We start from the raw sequence: 19197 nt of genomic DNA on the forward strand, positions 1-19197 counted from the left end.
AGTCACGCATGTCCGATGCACGTACCGTTACTGCGCTGCCGGCCTCCTCGGCCCCCCCGGCCGGCGATGCCTGGTCGCCGCTGCTGCGCTTTGCGGCCGGCGTGGGCCGCCGCCTGGTGCCCTGGCTGGTGCCGCTGGCGCTGATCGCCGTCTGGCAGGCCGCCTCGGCGTGGGGCTGGCTGTCCACGCGGGTGCTGCCCGCTCCGCTGGATGTGCTGCGCGCCGCGCAGGCGCTGGCCGAGTCGGGAGAGCTGCTCAAGCATGTGCAGGTGAGCGCGGGCCGCGCGCTGGGTGGCCTGGCCATCGGCGGCGGCCTGGGGCTGGTGCTGGGCCTGCTCACGGGCTCGCTGCGCTGGGCGGAGACGCTGCTGGACTCCACCATCCAGATGGTGCGCAACATTCCCGCGCTGGCGCTGATTCCGCTGGTCATCCTGTGGTTCGGCATCGACGAGAGCGCCAAGCTGTTCCTGATCAGCGTGTCGGTGTTCTTTCCCATCTACCTGAACACCTTCCACGGCATACGCAATGTGGACCCCGCGCTGATCGAGATGGGGCGCAGCTACGGCCTCACGCGCTGGCAGCTGTACCGCGAGGTCATCCTGCCGGGCGCGCTGTCCTCCATCCTGGTGGGCCTGCGTTTTTCGCTGGGCCTGATGTGGGTGATCCTCATCGTGGCCGAGACCATCTCGGCGCAGTCGGGCATCGGCTACCTGACCATGAACGCCCGCGAGTTCCTGCAGACCGACGTGGTGCTGGTCGGCATCCTGCTATACGCCCTGCTGGGCAAGCTGGCCGACTGGTTTGCGCGTGCGCTGGAGCACTGGTGGCTGCGCTGGCATCCGGGCTACCAGCCCAAGTGACACAAGGAGCACGACATGAGCCGATGGAACCGCATGAAGACCACGCTGGCACAGGCCGTGGAGCTGAACACCACCGCGCCGGCGATGGCCTGGGAGGCCTCGTTCGACGCCGATGGCCTGGACGTCAGCGACCGCCTGGCCCAGAACGACGATGCGCCGCAGTCCGCATCCCCCCAATCCGCACCGCGCCCTGGCGTGCGCCTGCAGGCCGGCGGGTTGACCAAGCGCTACGGCCAGCGCGAGGTGCTGCACGAAGTGCAACTGCAGGTGGAGCCTGGCGAATTCGTCGCCATCGTGGGCCGCAGCGGCTGCGGCAAGAGCACCTTGCTGCGCCTGGTCGCAGGCCTGGAACAGGCCACGGCCGGCACCCTGCTGCTGGACGGCGAGCCCGCCCGCGCCGTGCAGGGCGCGCAGGGCGGCACGCGCATCATGTTCCAGGATGCGCGCCTGCTGCCCTGGCGGCGCGTGCTGGCCAATGTGACGCTGGGCCTGCCCGCCTCGGCCCAGGAACGTGGCCGCGAAGTGCTGGCCCAGGTCGGCCTGGCCGACCGCGAGGGCGAATGGCCGGCGCGCCTGTCTGGCGGCCAGCGCCAGCGCGTGGCCCTGGCGCGCGCCCTGGTGCACCGCCCGCAACTGCTGCTGCTGGACGAGCCGCTGGGCGCGCTCGATGCGCTCACCCGCATAGAGATGCACCGCCTGATCGAAGGCCTGTGGCAGAGCCACGGCTTCACGGCCCTGCTGGTCACGCATGACGTGCAGGAGGCCGTGGCCCTGGCCGACCGCGTGGTGCTGATCGAGGACGGCCGCATCGCGCTGGACGAACGCATTGCCCTGCCACGGCCGCGCGTGCACGGCAGCGTGGCGCTGGCGGCCATCGAGCAACGCATTCTCGACCGCGTGCTGCAAAAGCCCGCCGCCGAGCCCGACTCCAACCCCCTGACCGACACCACGGCCTGGCCCGGCGTGCCGGCCCATGGCCTGCGCTGGGCGGTCTGACTTTTCGTTTTCCCCAACCTTCCTTTGATTCCTTTTGATCCCCAGGAGAAAAACATGTCCATTCAAGCCATCAACGTGCGCAACCAGTTCAAGGGCCAGGTGCGCGAAATCATCCGTGGCGATGTCGTCTCCGAAGTCGATGTGCAGACGCCCTGGGGCGTGGTCACTTCGGTGATCACCACGCGCTCGGTGGACGAGCTGGGCCTGGTCGTGGGCTCCGACGTGGTGGCCCTGGTCAAATCCACCGAAGTGTCCATTGCCAAGCTCTGAGGCCAGGCACTGAAGGCACTGCCGATGCTCAACCGCCCCAGAGCATCGGCTTGTTGACCATCAGGTAATAGGTCACGGCCATGGCGATGAAGGCCGGGTAGCCCAGCGCCTCCCAGCGCCGGGCGTAGACGGCATACAGCGCGGGCAGGGCGGCCTGCGCTGCGTGCGCGCCGCGCGCCATGGCGGCCATGCGCACCTGCAGCCAGACCACGGGCAGCCAGCAGACGCCGGCCAGCAGGTACAGGCCCAGCGACAGTGCCAGCCACGGCGTGGTCAACGGCCAGCCCGCCATATGGGCCAGGGCAATGCCGCTCACAGGCTGTATGACCACGCAGGGCGTGGTAAACCACCAGTCCGCACGCACCACCAGGCGGCTGACCACGGCCTGGGCAGCGACGCTGCCGCTGCGGTTGGCGAAGAACATGTAGAAGGCCGAGCCCAGGCCGGTGCCGACCAGCAGCACGCTGGACGCGATATGCAGCGTCTTGAGCAACAGGTAGAGATTCATGCGGACTCCTTGGACGTGACAGGTGCCTGCATCAGGTGCAGCAGCATGGCTGCGATCGGCAGGTTCTTGAGCAGCGGCCCCAGCGGGTGCAGCCACAGCGTGGGCTGCAGCGCCGTGGCCAGCACGGTCATGGCAGCCATCAGCAGCAAGGCCGCCAGATAGCTCTCCCGGCCCGGCCGCAGCCACAGCGCCAGGCCCACGGCCAGGTCGGCGAGCAGGCCGCTCCAGATCAGGAACGTCTGCCAGCGCGCATCGTGGATGCCGGCGTCGGCCAGCACCTGCACGCTCAGGCCCCGGTGCTCGATGGCACTGACCAGGGCCGTGCCCAGCCAGACGGCGATCAGGCTCAAGTGCATGGTGCGCAGCGGCGCTGGAACGGTGCGAGAGCGGCGCTCATCCATGGCGCAAGGTGGACAGCAGTTGGGAGGGCGCAACGCCAGGCCGGCCCAGCAGGCCTTGCAGGCCAGCCGGATCAGTGACGTTGTCGCTGGCCAGCATGGCCAGTGTCTCGCTGCACCAGGGGGAGGCGCTGACCCAGTCGCCAGCGCGTGCGCTGGCGCGGGTGAGCCAGCCGGGCAGCGTGCCCACGCGAGCGGGGGCGCGGCCCATTTGCGCGCGCAGGCTGGCAATCAGCGCGGCCAGCGGCAAGGGCAGGGGGCCGCCGATCTCGATCATGCCCACGGGCTCGGGGCGCGTCACCAGGCCGGCCACGGCCTCGGCCAAGTCGCGCACGGCCACGGGCTGCACGCGGGCCTGCAGCACGGGGCGCGGCAGCAGCAGCGCCGGCAGGCGCGCCATGGACAGGAACATCTCGCTGCTGGCGCCGCCAGCGCCGAACACCACGCTGGGGCGGACCACGCAGCCTTGCAGATGTCCGGCTGCCGTGAGTGCCAGCAGATGCTCGTCAGCGGCGCGCTTGGTGGTGGCGTAGCGCGTGGCACTGCCTTCTATGCCCAGGGCAGAGATCTGCACCACGCGCCGCACGCCGGCTGCCGCGCAGGCATCGAACAGGGCGATGGGGGCCTTGGCATGCATGGCATCGATGGGCCGGGAGGCGCTGTCGCGCAGCACGCCCACGGCATTGACCACGGCGTCCACGCCCGCCAGGTGCGGCAGCCAGGCGTCGGGCGTGGTGGCCTTGGCGTAGTCGAGCGCAGGCAGTGAATGGCGGCTGCGCGCCACGGGGTCGTGGCCGGCCAGTGCCAGCAGGTTGACGATATGGCGGCCGATGAAGCCGTTGCCGCCGCAGACCAGAATGCGCATGGTGACCTCCAGTTTCTCTTGTGACGGAAATTTCAGGCTCAGCGTCCGCGCTTGACACGGGTGTCAGCGGCCTCGGAGCGCACGAAGCGCTGCACGCTGGCGCCCAGGCGCAGGAGCTTGTCCAGCGTGGAGGGCGACAGCCGCAGCATCTCGTCGGTCCAGATGCCCAGCGACTCCATGAGGCGCAGCGTCTCGTGCACGCGGTCCTGGGTGTCGGGGGATTCGGCATCGAAACCGGGCTCGGCGATCAGTTCGCGCAGCATCTCGGAGGTCGGGTCGAACTCGCGCTGCTTGCGCTCTCGCACGATGGTGCGCAGCAGCTCCCAGACATCGGACGAGGTCTCGAAGTAGTCGCGGCGGTCGCCGGGCCTGCGGCTGATGCGGATCAGCTCCCAGCCTTGCAGTTCCTTGAGGCTGTTGCTCACGTTGGAGCGAGCGGCGCCCAGCGTGCCGGCAATCTCTTCCGCGTTGAGCGGGCGGCCATGGAAAAACAGCAGGGCGTGGATCTGGGCGACCGTGCGGTTCACTCCCCAGGAGCTGCCCATGTCGCCCCAATGGTGGATGAAACGGTGTGCGATGGGACTCAGTTGCATGGCTACAGTGTCTGCAGGCCTGAAATTTCTGTCAAGAGAGAAATTTGTGAAAGCTGAAAAATCCAGACCGGCTGCAGCGCGGAGGCGGCACCTGGCGGGGCGCGGCATGTGCTGCTCCATAATGCTGGGCAGCCTGGCCTGCCACCCAGTACATACACAGGCGGGCCGCCGTTTTGAGGGGAACACCATGACTGCTGTGCAAAACCTGCGTGCCATCACCGTGCTGGCCGCCTGCGCGCTGGCGCAGGCTGCGTCTGCCGCCTGCTATTCCGTCTACACGCCCGAGCAGGAGCTGATCTACCGCTCCAACCGCCCGCCGGTGGACCTGACCTTGCCGCTGCACCAGACCGTGGACAAGATCGAGCGCGGCGCCACCATGGTGTTCACGCTGGACGAGTTCAACTGCCTCACTGAAGTCAATCTGCTGGCCGAGCGCGAACAGCTGGCGCGTGCACGCCAGGAGCGCCAGCGGGACCTGGGCCGCAGCAGCACGCCGCGCTCCTGAGGGGCAAAAGCGAGTTCGGGGCTTTTTTGGGGGGGCGCCACCAGGGCAATCGGAGAGCCTGAGACAATCTGGCCCCATGAGTGAACCCCGCGACAACAAGATCCCCGACAACCTGCCCGAAGCCGACGCCGACGCCCCTGCACTGCCCGAAGGCTGGCTGCAGGTGCTGTCCATGGATATGGACGCCCAGGGCGTGGCCCGCAAGAGCGATGGCAAGGTGGTATTCATCGACGGCGCCCTGCCGACCGAGCTGGTCAGCGCCAACACCCATCGCAAGAAAAACAACTGGGAAGCCGCCAGCCTGACGGCCATCCACCGCGAATCCTCCCAGCGCGTGCGCCCCGGCTGCCCCAACTTCGGCTTGCATGCCGGCGCCTGCGGCGGCTGCAAGATGCAGCATCTGCACGTCGCTGCCCAGGTGGCCATCAAGCAGCGCGTGCTGGAGGACAACCTCTGGCATCTGGCCAAGGTCAGGCCCGAGACGCTGCTGCGCCCCATCGAAGGTCCGTCGTGGGGCTACCGCTTCCGCTCGCGCCTGTCGGTGCGCTACGTGGCCAAGAAGGGCAAGGTGCTGGTGGGCTTTCACGAGCGCAAGAGCCGCTACATCGCCGACATGGAAACCTGCAAGGTACTGCCGCCCCATGTGGATGCCATGCTGCTGCCCATGCGCGCGCTGATCGCCTCCATGGATGCGCGCGAAACCTGCCCGCAGATCGAGGTCGCCTGCGGCGATTCGGTCACGGCCCTGGTGCTGCGCCACCTGGAGCCGCTGTCCGAGGACGACCAGGCCCGGCTCCGCGCTTTCGCGGCCGAGCACAACGTGCAGTGGTGGCTTCAACCCAAGGGCCCGGACACCGTGCACCTCATGGAGCAGGGAGGCGCCCAGCTCGATTACGGCCTGCCTGATTTCGGCATCACCATGCCGTTCAAGCCCACGGACTTCACCCAGGTCAATCCGCACATCAACCGCGTGCTGGTCACGCGCGCGCTGCGACTGCTGGATGTCAAGAAGGATGAGCGGGTGATCGACTGGTTCTGCGGTCTGGGCAACTTCACCCTGCCCCTGGCCACGCAGGCGCGCGAGGTGCTGGGCATCGAGGGCAGCGACACCCTGGTCAAGCGTTCCCATGAAAACTACGCGGCCAACAACGCACAGCGCGCAGAGGGCGACAAGCTCGCGCCCACGCGCTTTGTGGCGCGCAACCTGTTCGAGATGACGCCCGAGATGCTGTTCGCCGACGGCGTCGCCGGCAAGTGGCTGGTCGATCCGCCGCGCGAAGGAGCGTTTGCGCTGTCCAAGGCCCTGGCCGACATCCACCAGGCGCGCATCGGCGCCGAAGGTGCCGAGCCCCTGCCGGCAGGGCACGAGGCCTGGAGCTTTCCAGAGCGCATCGTCTATGTCAGCTGCAATCCCGCCACGCTGGCGCGCGATGCCGGTCTGCTGGTGCACCTGGCCGGCTATCGCTGTGTTTCGGCCGGCGTGGTCAACATGTTCCCGCACACGGCCCATGTGGAGAGCATGGCGGTGTTCGAGCGTCGCGTGGACTGACGGCGGCCCCGCAGGCCCTGCATGAAAAAGCCGTGGCCGCCTGAGGGCGCCACGGCTTTTTTGCGGCCGGATCCGGATGCCTGCCGGATCAGCTGCGATTGCGTCCTGCCGAAGGCTCGGCAGGCACATCTTCCTTGTCGCTGCGGCGGCGGTCACTCTGGCCCAGGACCGAAGGCGTGCCCTCGATCTTGTTGGCGCGCATGTATTCGTCCATATCCTTCCAGCCTGCGAACACCAGGGCCTTGGGCGATTTGGGGTTGAGCGTGTAGCAGTCCTCCAGCCCGCGCAGGGCATGGCGGCAGGCCCCGCCAATGGCCTTGGCCTCGGCCTCCTTGGCGACGGCGCGGGGGTCCGGCCCCAGGCCCGGAATATCATCCAGCTTGCAGCCGGCAAGCAGCGTGGGCAGCAGCAGGATGGCGAAGGTGCGGGGAAGATTAGGCATGGTCATCTTGACGAGATTATCGGCACGACCCGGAAAAAGTTGAGCCCGCCTTGCACGAATGATGATCCCGGACATGCAAAAGGCCTCCCGAAGGAGGCCTTTGGTGTTGCAGCACGCAAGGCGCAGCCTTGGCGCGTGCGGCATCAGTCGCGTTCGCCGCCCATGATGCCCAGCAGGGCCAGCAGGCTCTGGAACACGTTGAACAGGTCCAGGTACAGGGCCAGCGTGGCGCTGATGTAGTTGGTCTCGCCGCCGTCCATGATCTGCTTGAGGTCATAGAGCATGTATGCGCTGAAGATGCCGATGGCCGCCACCGAGATCGCCATCATGCCGGCCGTGGAGCCGATGAAGACGTTGATGATGGAGCCCACGAACAGCACCAGCACGCCCACGAACAGGAACTTGCCCATGCCCGACAGGTCGCGCTTGATCACCGTGGCCAGCGAGGCCATGACCAGGAACACGCCGGCCGTGCCTGCAAAGGCGGTCATGATCAGCTCGGAGCCGTTCTTGAAGCCCAGGATCATGCCGATCATGCGCGACAGCATCAGGCCCATGAAGAAGGTAAAGCCCAGCAGCACGGGAATGCCGGCTGCCGAGTGCTTTGTCTTCTCGATGGCGAACATGAAGCCGAAGGCGCCGCCCAGGAAGACGATGAGCCCCAGACCGCCGCTCAGCGAGCGCGTGATGCCCGTGGCCACGCCCAGCCAAGCGCCCAGCACGGTGGGGAGAAGACTCAGGGCCAGCAGCCAGTAGGTGTTGCGCAATACGCGATTGCGCTCTTGCTGCGAGACACCGTAGCCCGCAGAGCCCAGTGTGGTGACTTGATCATTCATGTGGCCAGTCCTCCGAAGGAGTGTTGTTGCGACTTGCCCATTCTAGGTGGCGGCTCGCGCGCCGCTTGCAATACCCCGAGCCGCTGCCATGGTTTGGTTTCGAATGTTTTGTTCTGCGCATGCATTGTCAGTCCTCATACGATTGCTATGCTTATAGGACATTTGTGATGGAATAGATAACTGCAATCTTATGAAGACCAAGCATGAACTCGAACTGGCCGACGTGAAGGCCATTGCCGCCGCCGCAGAGGCCGAGGCGCTGAAGAACAAGTGGGCCGTGACCATTGCCATCGTCGATGACGGCGGTCACCTGCTGTGGCTGCAGCGCCTCGATGGCGCCGCCGCAGTCTCGGCCCATATCGCTCCGTCCAAGGCCCGTTCGGCTGCCCTGGGCCGCCGCGACACCAAGGGCTATGAAGACATGATCAACAACGGCCGTACGGCCTTCCTGAGCGCCCCCACGGTGGACGGCCTGCTCGAAGGCGGCGTGGCCATCATGAAGGACGGCCAGTGCCTGGGTGCCGTGGGCGTCAGCGGCGTCAAGGCCAATGAGGATGCCCAGGTGGCCAGCGCCGGCATTGCGGCTCTGGGTCTGTAAAAGCCCCTGATGCACCCTGCATGAATCTGCCTTTTGGGCCGATTCATGAGGCAAAGAAAAAGCCCCTGTACTGAGGTACAGGGGCTTTTTCTTTGAAGCGATCCACATTGCAGCGCAGGGAAAAAATGCTTGGCTACGCAAAATCCGAAGATTCTGTTGGCTGGCTAATCGACCTTTGGGACTGGAAGCCCCAAGGTCGCCCCACGATGAAACAAAGAAGCGGTCAGCGGACCCGAACATGACCCGCCGACGGCTGCAATCTTGGTTATTTGGTCAGGATGAGCTTGCCCAGCTTGGTGGCCTGCAGACGATAGGGTGTGCCGTTGTGCACGATGGTCACAGCCTTTTGCCCATTGAGCAGCAAGGTGCTGTCGAGTCCGCTGGCGGCCCCGCTGAGGGCTGCGGATGCTGCGGCCTGCAGCGCTGCAAAGGCCTGGGCTGTGGAGTTGCCGGACAGATGCGAGGTGGCGGCGGAAGTGGCAGACATGCAGGGAATTCCTCAAAAATTGGAAAGTTTGTGAATGATAACAATTCTCAATTGAAAATCAAGTGAGACTTACTCTCATTGTGGTTTCTGCCCCCCGAACGACCGAACGCCTGATCACCTCGCGAGCTTGTTCCAAGAGCGGGCCGCAATGGAAAACGGCCCCGAAGGGCCGTTGTCGCTGAGCGCCAGGCAACGAATGCCGCTCTCGCGGCCTACTTGACGGGGTCCGTCACAAAGCCGATCTTGCGCACGCCGGCACGCTGGGCGGCGGCCATGGCCTGGGCAACACGCTCGTAGCGCACTTCCTTGTCGCCCTGGATGTGCAGGTCGGGTTGCGGCTCCTTGGCTGCCTCGGCCTTGAGGTTTTCCTCGAACTGCGTATCGCTCACGGCCACGCCATTCCAGTGGTACTGGCCATCAGCGGACACGGCCAGGCGCACGGTGGCGGGCTTGACGTCTTCGGGCTGGTTGGTGGCGCGGGGCAGGTCCACGTTCACCGAATGCTTCATCACCGGCACGGTGATGATGAAGATGATCAGAAGCACCAGCATGACGTCGACCAGCGGCGTCATGTTGATCTCGTTCATCACCTCTTCGCCGTCATCATCCATTGTTCCGAATGCCATGGCTTACGCGCCTTTCTTCAGCGGCAGCACATTGCCGGCTTCCTTGCCGTCGATGGACACACGGGCGCCGGTCACGAAGTAGGCGTGCATGTCGTGGGCAAAGCTGTTGAGTGCGTTGAGGATGGACTTGTTGCCGCGCACCACGGCGTTGTAGCCGAGCACGGCCGGAATGGCCACGGCCAGACCCAGGGCCGTCATGATCAGCGCCTCGCCGATGGGGCCTGCCACCTTGTCGATGGAGGACTGGCCCGACAGGCCGATGGCGACCAGTGCGTGGTAGATGCCCCAGACGGTGCCGAACAGGCCGATGAAGGGAGCTGTAGAGCCCACGGAGGCCAGAATGGCCAGGCCCGATTGCAGGCGGGCCGTGAACTCGCTGATGCCGTTGCGCATGCAGCGGGTCACCCAGTCGCTGATGTCAAGCGTGTCGTGCAGGTGGGCGCTGGTCTTGCGGTGGTGGGCAGTGGCTTCGCGGCCTTCGAGCACCAGGTAGCGGAAGGGGTTGGACCGGTCATTGCCGAGCTTTTCCAGGCCGCTGGCCAGGTCGGGGCTGTGCCAGAAGTCCTGGGCGTTGCGGGCGTACTTCTTGAACTTCACGATGTCCAGGGCCTTGATGATCATCACCAGCCAAGAGGCCACCGACATGGCCAGCAGGATGACGGCGACGGCACGGGTGACGAAGTCTCCCTGCGTCCAGACGTGGGCAATGCCGAATTGGGAATCCATGGATACTCCTGAGAATCAATTGAGGGTGAATTTGACCGGGACCGTAACCCACATGGGGGTTGGCGTGCCGTTGCTCTTGCCGGGGACGAACTTCCAGTTCTTGACGCCGTCCACGGCCTGCTGGTCCAGACGGTCGTAGCCGCTGGATTTGCTGACCTCGATCTTCTGAGGCAGGCCTTGCGCATCCACGAAGATGCGCAGCATCACGGTTCCCTGCTCGCCCATGCGCCGGCTGATGGCAGGGTAGTTGGGCGCCGGGTTGTTCAGGTAGGCGGCATTGTTGGATGGCAGCTCGATCTTGGGCGGTGCCGGAGGGGCAGGAGGCGCGGGCGGGGCAGGTGGGGCGGGCGGTGCCGGGGGGGCCGGCGGTGCCTCCACCACGGGCTTGGGCTCGTCTTCCAGCGTGCCTCGCGGCGCCGCAGGTGCCGGCTTGGGATCGGCAATGGCCTTGGGCAGAGGCGGCGCCTTCTTCACGACCGGCTGTGGCTTGGGGGGGGGCGGTGGCGGTGGCGGCGGAGGTGGCTTGGGGGCCTCGGGCTCGGGCGCTGGTGGCGAAATGAATTCCGCGATCACCTGGGCTGGCACGATGACCTCTTCGGGGGCGCGCTGGAGCAGGCCATGCTGCATCGCCCAGAGGGTTGCTGCATGCAAGACCACGACCGAACCCGCGATGGCCACGTTACGGCCAAGGCCCCCGGGGGGGCCAAAACGATCAGACTGGGACATAGAGACAGAAGGAGCTGACAGCGGATAGGTGCCGGGTGCTGTCGCTCGGAAGACGGAGTATCAGCTGCGCAGGATCCACCAGGTGCATGTAACGACGAGGATCAGGCTGCCGACAAGTGCTGAGAGGAGGACCATGCTTTGCTCTCCAGGATATTGTTGGCAAGCTGGACGGTCTGGGCCGCGATCTCGTTGTGTATGGCCGCCACGGGCTGGGTTGCGCAGCATTGCGCCACCACATCCCGGGCACAACTCTCGCACCGGCCGCACTGCATGGCGATACCCAATTCGAATTGGATTTCGTCAAAGCTCATGCCAGCGTGAGCGTGGCGTGCGATCTCACGGTCGGAAACCCGGCGACATACACAGACGATCATGGCTACAGGCAGTAATGGCTGGCTATTGATAGGATGAAAAATTATAAATGAGAATTCATCGCATTTGCAATTCTTGGTTGTCTGTAGGGCTGTATGGCCTTGCGCTTCACTCGGTATCCAGCAGTTCCACAGTGGCCTGCGCGAGGGTTGCACAGCCTGTCAGGGCCATGGCGACCTCCAGTTCGTCGCGCAGCAGCCTCAGTACGTGGGCCACGCCAGCGGCACCTGCATTGGCCAGACCCCAGACTATCGGGCGGCCTATCAGCACAGCCGTTGCACCGAGAGCGATGGCCTTGAGCACATCGGTGCCTCGCCGTATGCCGCCGTCGGCGAGCACAGGGAGCGCATGCCCCGAGTTGCGCAAGGCCTTGGTGACGCGCGCCAGTGCGGTGGCCGTTGCGGGAACGGTATCCAGCGTGCGTCCCCCGTGGTTGGAAACAATGATGCCTGCCACGCCCGATCTCGCCGCCTGCAGCGCGTCAGCCGGATGCAGCACCCCCTTGAGCAGCACTGGCAGGCGTGTCTGCTGCTGCAGCCAGGCAACGTCATCCCAGGTGGGCGCATGCTGCAGCAGGCCGTCGAACAGTGCGCTCTGGTCCGATGCGAGCCGGACGGCCGGAGATGGAGCCAGGCCCTGCAGATTGACGGCAGAAATGCCGGCGGGAAGGCTAAAGCGCGCGCGGCGTTCACGGTCCCTTACGCCGCTGGCGGGGGCGTCCACCGTCAGCACCAGTGCTTCGTAGCCTGCCGCCTCGGCCCGTTCGATCAATTGCCTGGTAAAGCCCCGGTCGTGCTGCAGGTACAGCTGGAACCATAGCGGCCCGCGGGTCGGCGTGAGCTGTGCGGCCTTCGCCACAGTCTCCAGCGGCAGGCTGGCCTGGGTGCTGAGCACCATGCCCGCGCCCAGCGCCGCAGCCGCATAGGCTGTTGCAAGCTCTGCGTCGGCATGCGCCATTTGCTGGAAGGCCATGGGGGCGACCAGCAGGGGGCAGGCCAGCTCTCGCCCCAGCAGTTGCAGCCGTGTGTTTCCCCCTGCAAGAGGCCTGAGTACGCGTGGCCACAACGTGAGCGCATCCCAGGCGCTGCGGTTGGCGGCAAGGCTGTGCTCATCGGCCGCGCCGCCCGAGAAGTAGGCCCAGGCGTTGTCGTCCAACCGCTGCCGCGCCTGGGTCTCGTGGTCGGCCAGATTGATGATGCCGTCGGGAACGGCTTGCAGTGCGGGCACTTGGCTCATGGCATTGGAGGGGGGCGATGGCGCATCGCCGGTGGCAGACATCCGGAAAAAAGAAAAGCCGGCCCATGGGCCGGCTTTCATCCGTGGGGCAGGCCCGGGGATTACTTGACGTGCTTGCCGATCAGGCCAGCCATCTCGAACATCGAGACTTGGGGCTTGCCGAACACTTCCTTGAGCTTGGCATCAGCGTTGATCATGCGCTTGTTGGCAGCGTCTTGCAGCTTGTTGGCCTTGATGTAGACCCACAGCTTGCTGATGATCTCGGTGCGGGGCAGGGGGGTGGAACCCACCACGGCAGCCAGAGCGGGGCTGGGGGTGAGGGGTTTCATGAAGGCGGCGTTGGGAGTGCGCTTCTTTGCGGGAGCTGCCGGAGCAGCCGTTGCCTTCTTTGCAGTTGCCATGTTGCTTGTTCCTAGTATGGAGTGGATTCTTTACCAGCGAAAAACTGTCGCTATCCACTGGCAGGCTGATGCTAATGGGAAAAAAACGGTCTTCCAAGCTCACCCGTCAAATTTTTGCCTCGATTTGTTGCTGTGGCGCTGTTTTTTGAAGAGTTTTTGCATTCCTGCTCCCTTTCGGGGGCCGCCATGGCTGGAGGGCCGTCGGAGTCAGCGCTCTCAGAGGAGGCGGGCCTCGCTTGTGGAAGAAGGTTCCGAAGAGAGTTTTCGGGCGGGCCAGGTAGCCACAAAAATGCCCAGCAGGGCGATCGCGAAGGCCAGCGCCTGCATGGATGTGACCCGTTCGCCCAGCACGCACATGCCGACCAAGGCGGCGCTGATCGGCAGCAAAACCGTGAAAGTGCCCGCCTGCGAGGCTGGCACGCTGCGCAGGCCCGTCATCCACAGCCATACGGTCCACACGCAGGCAGCCAGGGCGTAGAACAGCAGCAGTCCCCAGATGCTCCATTGCACGCTGCCGAAGTCGAAGTGCCAGGCCAGATACAGCCCGAAGGGAGTTGACAGCGCAAATCCCCAGAGGTTGACGATGGATGTGATGCGTTTGGGCCCCAGGGATGTGGTCAGGCGCTTGCCGATCACGGCGTAAAACGCCTCGCAAAGCACGGCGCCGACGAGCAGCATCTGCCCCAGCCATGCCTGCGACGAGGTCGAAGAGGCTGCCGCGGTGCCCGCGTCGGGGCGCGACAGTGCATACAAGCCTATGCCGGTCACAGCTAGTGCAATGGCCAGCCAGGTGCGCGCGGCCACGCGCTCGCGCAGGAACAGCCAGCTCATCAAGGCCACGGCGGCCGGAATGGCGGCCATGGTCACGCCTGCCGTGACGGCGCTGGTCAGGCTGACGCCGGTAACCATGCAGATGGTGAAGAGGAAGTTGCCGAACAGCGACTCCAGGAACAGCAGTCCTTGTGTGCGGCGCGGCAAGGGAGCCTCGTCAGCCGGCTTGCGCAGCCATCGCAGCATGGCGATGGCTCCTATGCCAAAGCGCAGCCAGGCCAGCAACAGCACCGGAAAAATGGCGGCCAAGGGCTTGGATAGGGCGACATAGCTGCCGACCAGGGACATGCTCAGCGCCAGGCAGGCATAGGCAGATCTGCGATGGGAGGTGTTCACGGCTTGTGGAGTTTGGGGCGGCGGTGGCGCTGCCTGAACGCGCGATGGTACCTGCGAGCACGGCAGGCACCCGTGACATACCTGTGTCGCGAATGCTTGCCATGCTGTGGCAATTTTTCACTGCATGGAATCTTCTTTTTGCATTGTGAAAAATTGGATTGCTGCGTTGCGCCATTTTTTCTCAATACGAGAAATGCAATTTCATATTGAAAAATATGAAAATAAGCTGTTGATTTTTATGAAGAAAAATTTAGTCTTGTATAAGACACAAGATGTTGATCGGGTCTTCTATAAGACTTAAATTTGATCCCAAGGCCGACGCAAGAAAGCCGCTTGTTTCAACAACCTCCCAGGAGAGCAACATGCCCCAATCCCTGACCCAGCAACTGAGCCGCGAACAACAGATTTCCGCCCTTGAGAAAGACTGGGCGCAGAACCCCCGTTGGAAGGGTGTCAAGCGTGGCTACAGCGCCGCTGACGTGGTGCGTCTTCGCGGCAGCCTGCAGCCTGAATACACTCTGGCCCAGCGCGGCGCGGAACTGCTCTGGGACAGGATCAACGGCGGTGCCAAGAAAGGCTACGTGAATGCCTTTGGCGCCATCTCTGCGGGCCAGGCCATGCAGCAGGCCAAGGCCGGCCTGGAAGCGGTGTACCTGTCGGGCTGGCAGGTGGCTGCCGACGGCAACACCAGCGAAACCATGTACCCCGACCAGTCGCTGTACGCCTATGACTCGGTGCCCACCATGGTGCGCCGCATCAACAACACCTTCAAGCGCGCCGACGAAATCCAGTGGAGCCGTGGCATCAACCCCGGCGACAAGGAATTCATCGACTACTTCCTGCCTATCGTGGCGGATGCCGAAGCCGGCTTCGGCGGCGTGCTCAACGCGTTCGAGCTGATGAAGAACATGATTGCCGCTGGCGCGGCAGGCGTGCACTTCGAGGACCAGCTGGCCGCCGTGAAGAAGTGCGGCCACATGGGTGGCAAGGTGCTGGTGCCTACCCAGGAAGCCGTCGAGAAGCTCATCTCCGCACGCTTTGCCGCCGACGTGATGGGCGTGCCCACAATCGTGTTGGCCCGTACCGATGCTGAAGCCGCCAACCTGATCACCTCCGACCATGACGCCAACGACAAGCCGTTCCTGACCGGCGAGCGCACGCAGGAAGGCTTCTACCGGGTCAGGAACGGCATGGAGCAATCCATCAGCCGCGGCGTGGCCTACGCACCCTATGCAGACTTGGTGTGGTGCGAAACCGGCGTGCCTGACATCGGCTTTGCCCGCGAGTTCGCCCAGGCCGTGCATGGTGCCTGCCCAGGCAAGCTGCTGAGCTACAACTGCTCGCCCTCGTTCAACTGGAAGAAGAACCTCAACGACAGCCAGATTGCCTCCTTCCAGGAAGAGCTGTCTGCGTTGGGCTACAAGTTCCAGTTCATCACGCTGGCCGGCATCCACATCAACTGGTTCAACACCTTCAAGTTTGCCCACGCCTACGCCAACGGCGAAGGCATGAAGCACTACGTGAACATGGTGCAGGAGCCCGAATTCGCAGCCCGCGAACAAGGCTACACCTTCGTGTCGCACCAGCAGGAAGTGGGTGCAGGCTACTTCGACGACGTGACCACGGTGATCCAGGGCGGCTCGTCCAGCGTCAAGGCACTGACCGGCTCCACGGAAGAGGAGCAATTCCACTGAAGCGCGGCTTCGGTGAGTGCAACTTCAGGTAGATAGGGGTGAGAAAGCGTCCGGGGCCTTGTGCTTCGGGCGCTTTTTCTTTGCTGGGGTTAAAATGCCAAGAGTTTTCAACTGACAAGGGCGAGAAAGGCATCATGGTTATGACACCGCGAACTACATCGGAGATGTACACCGGCCGCTAGCGGCTGGCGGTTCGCGCCTGCACGAGATTCCCTCGACCCCAACAAAGCGCGGACCAGGCTCCGCGCTTTTTTGCTTTTGGGGGATGGCGCACCCCCCTGAGAAATATTTTTAGGAATCCCATGATCCACATTACGCTTCCCGATGGTTCGCAACGCGAGTATCCCGGTCCGGTCACCGTGGCCGAAGTGGCTGCATCGATAGGCGCGGGCCTTGCCAAGGCTGCACTGGCTGGCAAGGTTGGCACGGGCGACGACGCCAAGGTGGTGGACACCAGCTTTGTGATCGACAAGGACATGCCCCTGTCCATCGTGACGGCCAAGGATGCAGATGGCCTGGACGTGATCCGTCATTCGACGGCCCACTTGCTGGCCTACGCCGTCAAGAATCTGTTTCCTGACGCCCAGGTCACCATCGGCCCCGTCATCGAGAATGGCTTCTACTACGACTTCTCGTACAAGCGTCCTTTCACGCCCGAGGACCTGGTTGCCATCGAAAAACGCATGGCCGAGCTGGCTGCCAAGGACGAGCCCGTGGTGCGCCGCGTGCTGCCGCGCGACGAGGCCGTGGCCTACTTCAAGGGCATTGGCGAGAACTACAAGGCCGAGATCATCGCCAGCATCCCCTCGAACGAGGATGTGAGCCTGTACCGCGAAGGCGGTTTCGAGGATCTGTGCCGCGGCCCCCACGTGCCGAGCACCGGCAAGCTCAAGTTCTTCAAGCTGATGAAGGTGGCTGGCGCCTACTGGCGCGGTGACCATCGCAACGAGATGCTGCAGCGCGTGTACGGCACGGCCTGGGCTACCAAGGACGACCTGCAGCAGTACCTGCACATGCTGGAGGAGGCCGAAAAGCGCGACCACCGCAAGCTGGGCCGTGAACTGGATCTGTTCCACATCGACGAGCATTCGCCAGGCACCGTGTTCTGGCATCCGAAGGGTTGGGCTTTGTGGCAAGAGGTCGAGCAGTACATGCGCCGCGTGTACCGCGACAACGGCTACCAGGAGGTCAAGGGTCCGCAGATCCTGGACAAGACCCTGTGGGAGAAGACCGGCCACTGGGACAAGTACCGCGAGAACATGTTCACGACCGAGTCGGAAAAGCGCGACTACGCGCTCAAGCCGATGAACTGCCCCGGCCACATCCTGATCTTCAAGCAGGGCATCAAGAGCTACCGCGACCTGCCGCTGCGCTACGGCGAATTCGGCCAGTGCCACCGCAACGAGCCCACGGGGGGCCTGCACGGCATCATGCGCGTGCGCGGCTTCACGCAGGATGACGGCCACGTCTTCTGCACCGAAGACCAGATCCAGCCCGAGGTGCTGGCTTTCACCACGCTGCTGCAAAAGGTCTACGCGGACTTCGGTTTCAGCGACATCATCTACAAGGTCGCCACGCGCCCCGAGGCGCGCATCGGCTCCGATGAAAGCTGGGACAAGGCGGAGGCCGCGCTGATCAACAGCCTGGAGGCTTCGGGCTGCGAGTACGTGATCTCGCCCGGCGATGGCGCGTTCTACGGTCCCAAGATCGAGTACACGCTCAAGGACGCCATCGGTCGCCAGTGGCAGTGCGGCACCATCCAGGTCGACTTCTCCATGCCCGAGCGCCTGGATGCGGAATACGTGGGTGAAGACGGCGATCGCCATCGCCCCGTGATGCTGCACCGTGCCATCGTCGGCAGCCTGGAGCGTTTCATCGGCATCCTCATCGAGCAGCATGCCGGTGCCATGCCGACATGGCTGGCTCCTGTTCAGGCGGCCGTGCTCAATATCACTGACGCGCAGGCGGACTATGTGCGGGAAGTCGCGCAAAAGCTGCAAAAAGCATTTCCGAATCAAGGCCTTAGGGTGGCGACAGATCTGCGCAACGAAAAGATTACGTATAAAATACGGGAGCATTCGTTGCAAAAGCTGCCTTACATCCTTGTTGCAGGCGACAAGGAGAAGGCCGCTGGTGCAGTGGCAGTGCGCGCACGGGGCAACAAGGACCTCGGAGTGATGTCGGTCGACGCGTTCATTGAACTCGTGGCCAAGGACATCGCGGCGAAGGCCTGACGGAGCATCTCCAAAGGCGTTAGCCGTTTGGCGTGTACTGCACACAAGCGGCTACGCTGTTGTAGCAACTTAAATCCAAGGGTGAGAACCATAGCTACTGAATTTCGTGATCGGCGCCACCGTGAAGAGCGCAAGCATCGTCTCAACCGTGAAATCATGGCGCCTGAAGTGCGTCTGTCCGGCCCGGAGAACGAGCCGCTGGGCATCGTGCCTCTACAGGAAGCGCTGCGCATGGCGGGCGAGTTGGACGTGGACCTGGTGGAAATCGCCGCCACGGCCACTCCGCCTGTCTGCCGGTTGATGGACTATGGCAAGTTCAAGTACCTTGAACAGAAGAAGGCTGCCGAAGCCAAGGCCAAGCAGACCGTCATCGAAATCAAGGAAGTGAAATTCCGCCCAGGTACCGACGACGGCGACTACAACATCAAGCTGCGCAACATTCGCCGATTCCTGGCCGATGGTGACAAGTGCAAGATCACGCTGCGTTTCCGCGGCCGTGAAATCACGCACCAGCAGATCGGTCTGGACCTGCTGAACCGTCTGCGTGACGATCTGGCGGATTCCATCCAGGTGGAGCAGTTCCCCAAGCTGGAAGGCCGCCAGATGGTGATGATGATCGCCCCTGCGCGCAAGAAGCCCACAGCTGGCGGCAAGCCGGCAGAAGTTTCTGCTGCACCTGCGGTGGCTGATAAGGCATAATCGCGGTTTCGCCCTTCGTTGAGGGGCGACAGAATTTGCAGGCCGTGCGCGAGTCGATTGCGCGGGGCGTGCGATGCAAGGGACATGGTTTCCATGTCCCTTGTTCTTGCCGGCCTCCGGGCTGGCACAGAAGTGTCTCGGGGCCAGCAAGTGCGCGCAGTGTTGCGAGCCGCCTCACGAGCACAAACAACAGGAGCATTCAAATGCCCAAAATGAAGACCAAGAGCAGCGCGAAGAAGCGTTTTCGCGTTCGTCCCGGTGGCACCGTCAAGCGCGGTCAAGCCTTCAAGCGTCACATCTTGACCAAGAAGACCACCAAGAACAAGCGTCACCTGCGTGGTGCAGTGTCTGTGCATGAGACCAACATGGGCTCCATCGCACAAATGCTGCCGATGGCTGGCCTGTAATT

At 64.0% G+C, this 19197-nt stretch carries 24 protein-coding genes; 10 read left to right on the forward strand and 14 right to left on the reverse strand.

The window, feature by feature from the left end; genetic code table 11:
* Nucleotides 1–8: 8 nt before the first annotated feature.
* From ssuC to ACF8LI_RS19435, 3 genes are read left to right on the forward strand one after another with little or no spacing between them, the layout of a single operon-like run.
* Entirely contained in the window at nt 9–860 is an 852-nt protein-coding gene (gene ssuC / locus ACF8LI_RS19425; RefSeq protein ID WP_016453305.1) for an aliphatic sulfonate ABC transporter permease SsuC, read from the forward strand.
* Nucleotides 861–875: 15 nt separating this feature from the next.
* On the forward strand, nt 876–1856 hold the full coding sequence (locus ACF8LI_RS19430; protein WP_126312041.1) for an ATP-binding cassette domain-containing protein: 981 nt from the start codon (nt 876–878) through the stop codon (nt 1854–1856).
* 54 nt (nt 1857–1910) lie between these two features.
* Entirely contained in the window at nt 1911–2126 is a 216-nt protein-coding gene (locus ACF8LI_RS19435; protein WP_012206434.1) for a molybdopterin-binding protein, read from the forward strand.
* A 28-nt stretch (nt 2127–2154) separates the two neighbouring features.
* Here ACF8LI_RS19435 and ACF8LI_RS19440 read toward each other — a convergent pair whose 3' ends face one another.
* From ACF8LI_RS19440 to ACF8LI_RS19455, 4 genes are read right to left on the reverse strand one after another with little or no spacing between them, the layout of a single operon-like run.
* On the reverse strand, nt 2155–2634 hold the full coding sequence (locus ACF8LI_RS19440; protein WP_043791520.1) for a DUF2269 domain-containing protein: 480 nt from the start codon (nt 2632–2634) through the stop codon (nt 2155–2157).
* Nucleotides 2631–3035 carry a DoxX-like family protein gene (locus ACF8LI_RS19445; protein WP_392413955.1) on the reverse strand — a complete coding sequence of 135 codons (405 nt, stop codon included), beginning with the start codon at nt 3033–3035 and terminating at the stop codon, nt 2631–2633. The genes ACF8LI_RS19440 and ACF8LI_RS19445 overlap by 4 nt, the downstream gene beginning before the upstream one ends.
* Nucleotides 3028–3897 carry an NAD-dependent epimerase/dehydratase family protein gene (locus ACF8LI_RS19450; protein ID WP_016448330.1) on the reverse strand — a complete coding sequence of 290 codons (870 nt, stop codon included), beginning with the start codon at nt 3895–3897 and terminating at the stop codon, nt 3028–3030. Before ACF8LI_RS19450 ends, ACF8LI_RS19445 begins: the two co-directional genes overlap by 8 nt.
* A 38-nt stretch (nt 3898–3935) precedes the next feature.
* On the reverse strand, nt 3936–4490 hold the full coding sequence (locus ACF8LI_RS19455; protein ID WP_392413957.1) for a GbsR/MarR family transcriptional regulator: 555 nt from the start codon (nt 4488–4490) through the stop codon (nt 3936–3938).
* Nucleotides 4491–4677: 187 nt separating this feature from the next.
* On the opposite strand from ACF8LI_RS19455, the gene ACF8LI_RS19460 reads away from it, so the two are divergent.
* Together ACF8LI_RS19460 and rlmD are read left to right on the forward strand one after the other, a co-directional pair.
* A complete protein-coding gene (locus ACF8LI_RS19460; protein WP_017405967.1) occupies nt 4678–4995 on the forward strand; it encodes a hypothetical protein in 318 nt (105 codons plus the stop codon).
* A gap of 76 nt (nt 4996–5071) precedes the next feature.
* Nucleotides 5072–6544 (forward strand): 23S rRNA (uracil(1939)-C(5))-methyltransferase RlmD, encoded by a 1473-nt coding sequence (gene rlmD, locus ACF8LI_RS19465; RefSeq protein ID WP_392413960.1) that lies wholly within the window; start codon nt 5072–5074, stop codon nt 6542–6544.
* An 88-nt stretch (nt 6545–6632) separates the two neighbouring features.
* On the opposite strand, the gene ACF8LI_RS19470 is transcribed toward rlmD, so the two are convergent.
* Together ACF8LI_RS19470 and ACF8LI_RS19475 are read right to left on the reverse strand one after the other, a co-directional pair.
* On the reverse strand, nt 6633–7061 hold the full coding sequence (locus tag ACF8LI_RS19470) for a hypothetical protein (protein ID WP_016448327.1): 429 nt from the start codon (nt 7059–7061) through the stop codon (nt 6633–6635).
* Between the two features lie 68 nt (nt 7062–7129).
* The gene (locus ACF8LI_RS19475) at nt 7130–7822 is read right to left on the reverse strand and encodes a Bax inhibitor-1/YccA family protein (RefSeq protein WP_012206426.1); all 693 of its coding nucleotides are present in this window, start codon (nt 7820–7822) and stop codon (nt 7130–7132) included.
* Between the two features lie 190 nt (nt 7823–8012).
* On the opposite strand from ACF8LI_RS19475, the gene ACF8LI_RS19480 reads away from it, so the two are divergent.
* A complete protein-coding gene (locus tag ACF8LI_RS19480) occupies nt 8013–8420 on the forward strand; it encodes a heme-binding protein (protein ID WP_017405970.1) in 408 nt (135 codons plus the stop codon).
* A 265-nt stretch (nt 8421–8685) separates the two neighbouring features.
* Here the strand turns inward: ACF8LI_RS19480 and ACF8LI_RS19485 are convergent, their stop codons facing one another.
* The 8 genes from ACF8LI_RS19485 to ACF8LI_RS19520 form a co-directional block, all read right to left on the reverse strand.
* Complete coding sequence (locus ACF8LI_RS19485; RefSeq protein WP_016448325.1) at nt 8686–8907, reverse strand: hemin uptake protein HemP; 222 nt, start codon at nt 8905–8907, stop codon at nt 8686–8688.
* 212 nt (nt 8908–9119) lie between these two features.
* Nucleotides 9120–9533 (reverse strand): biopolymer transporter ExbD, encoded by a 414-nt coding sequence (locus tag ACF8LI_RS19490; RefSeq protein WP_016448324.1) that lies wholly within the window; start codon nt 9531–9533, stop codon nt 9120–9122.
* A 3-nt stretch (nt 9534–9536) separates the two neighbouring features.
* Nucleotides 9537–10259, reverse strand: a complete 723-nt coding sequence (locus tag ACF8LI_RS19495; RefSeq protein WP_016448323.1) for a MotA/TolQ/ExbB proton channel family protein — start codon at nt 10257–10259, stop codon at nt 9537–9539.
* A 15-nt stretch (nt 10260–10274) separates the two neighbouring features.
* Nucleotides 10275–10985 (reverse strand): energy transducer TonB, encoded by a 711-nt coding sequence (locus ACF8LI_RS19500; RefSeq protein ID WP_392413961.1) that lies wholly within the window; start codon nt 10983–10985, stop codon nt 10275–10277.
* 101 nt (nt 10986–11086) lie between these two features.
* Complete coding sequence (locus ACF8LI_RS19505) at nt 11087–11359, reverse strand: bacterioferritin-associated ferredoxin (RefSeq protein ID WP_016448321.1); 273 nt, start codon at nt 11357–11359, stop codon at nt 11087–11089.
* 106 nt (nt 11360–11465) lie between these two features.
* On the reverse strand, nt 11466–12593 hold the full coding sequence (locus tag ACF8LI_RS19510) for an alpha-hydroxy acid oxidase (protein ID WP_392413962.1): 1128 nt from the start codon (nt 12591–12593) through the stop codon (nt 11466–11468).
* A gap of 101 nt (nt 12594–12694) precedes the next feature.
* Nucleotides 12695–12994, reverse strand: a complete 300-nt coding sequence (locus tag ACF8LI_RS19515; RefSeq protein ID WP_012206418.1) for an SWIB/MDM2 domain-containing protein — start codon at nt 12992–12994, stop codon at nt 12695–12697.
* 216 nt (nt 12995–13210) lie between these two features.
* On the reverse strand, nt 13211–14161 hold the full coding sequence (locus ACF8LI_RS19520; RefSeq protein WP_026062532.1) for a DMT family transporter: 951 nt from the start codon (nt 14159–14161) through the stop codon (nt 13211–13213).
* Between the two features lie 362 nt (nt 14162–14523).
* Here ACF8LI_RS19520 and aceA point away from each other — a divergent pair, with 362 nt between their 5' ends.
* From aceA to rpmI, 4 genes are all read left to right on the forward strand, one after another.
* Nucleotides 14524–15855: an isocitrate lyase gene (aceA, locus tag ACF8LI_RS19525; RefSeq protein WP_016448318.1), complete on the forward strand. Its 1332-nt coding sequence runs from the start codon at nt 14524–14526 to the stop codon at nt 15853–15855.
* Between the two features lie 302 nt (nt 15856–16157).
* Nucleotides 16158–18089 (forward strand): threonine--tRNA ligase, encoded by a 1932-nt coding sequence (gene thrS, locus ACF8LI_RS19530; RefSeq protein ID WP_392413963.1) that lies wholly within the window; start codon nt 16158–16160, stop codon nt 18087–18089.
* Nucleotides 18090–18170: 81 nt separating this feature from the next.
* On the forward strand, nt 18171–18788 hold the full coding sequence (infC, locus tag ACF8LI_RS19535) for a translation initiation factor IF-3 (RefSeq protein ID WP_012206414.1): 618 nt from the start codon (nt 18171–18173) through the stop codon (nt 18786–18788).
* Between the two features lie 203 nt (nt 18789–18991).
* A complete protein-coding gene (gene rpmI, locus ACF8LI_RS19540; protein ID WP_012206413.1) occupies nt 18992–19195 on the forward strand; it encodes a 50S ribosomal protein L35 in 204 nt (67 codons plus the stop codon).
* Nucleotides 19196–19197: the final 2 nt, after the last annotated feature.

The sequence above is a fragment of the Delftia sp. WSY_12 genome, assembly GCF_043104645.1.
Taxonomy (GTDB): Bacteria; Pseudomonadota; Gammaproteobacteria; order Burkholderiales; family Burkholderiaceae_C; genus Comamonas; species Comamonas tsuruhatensis.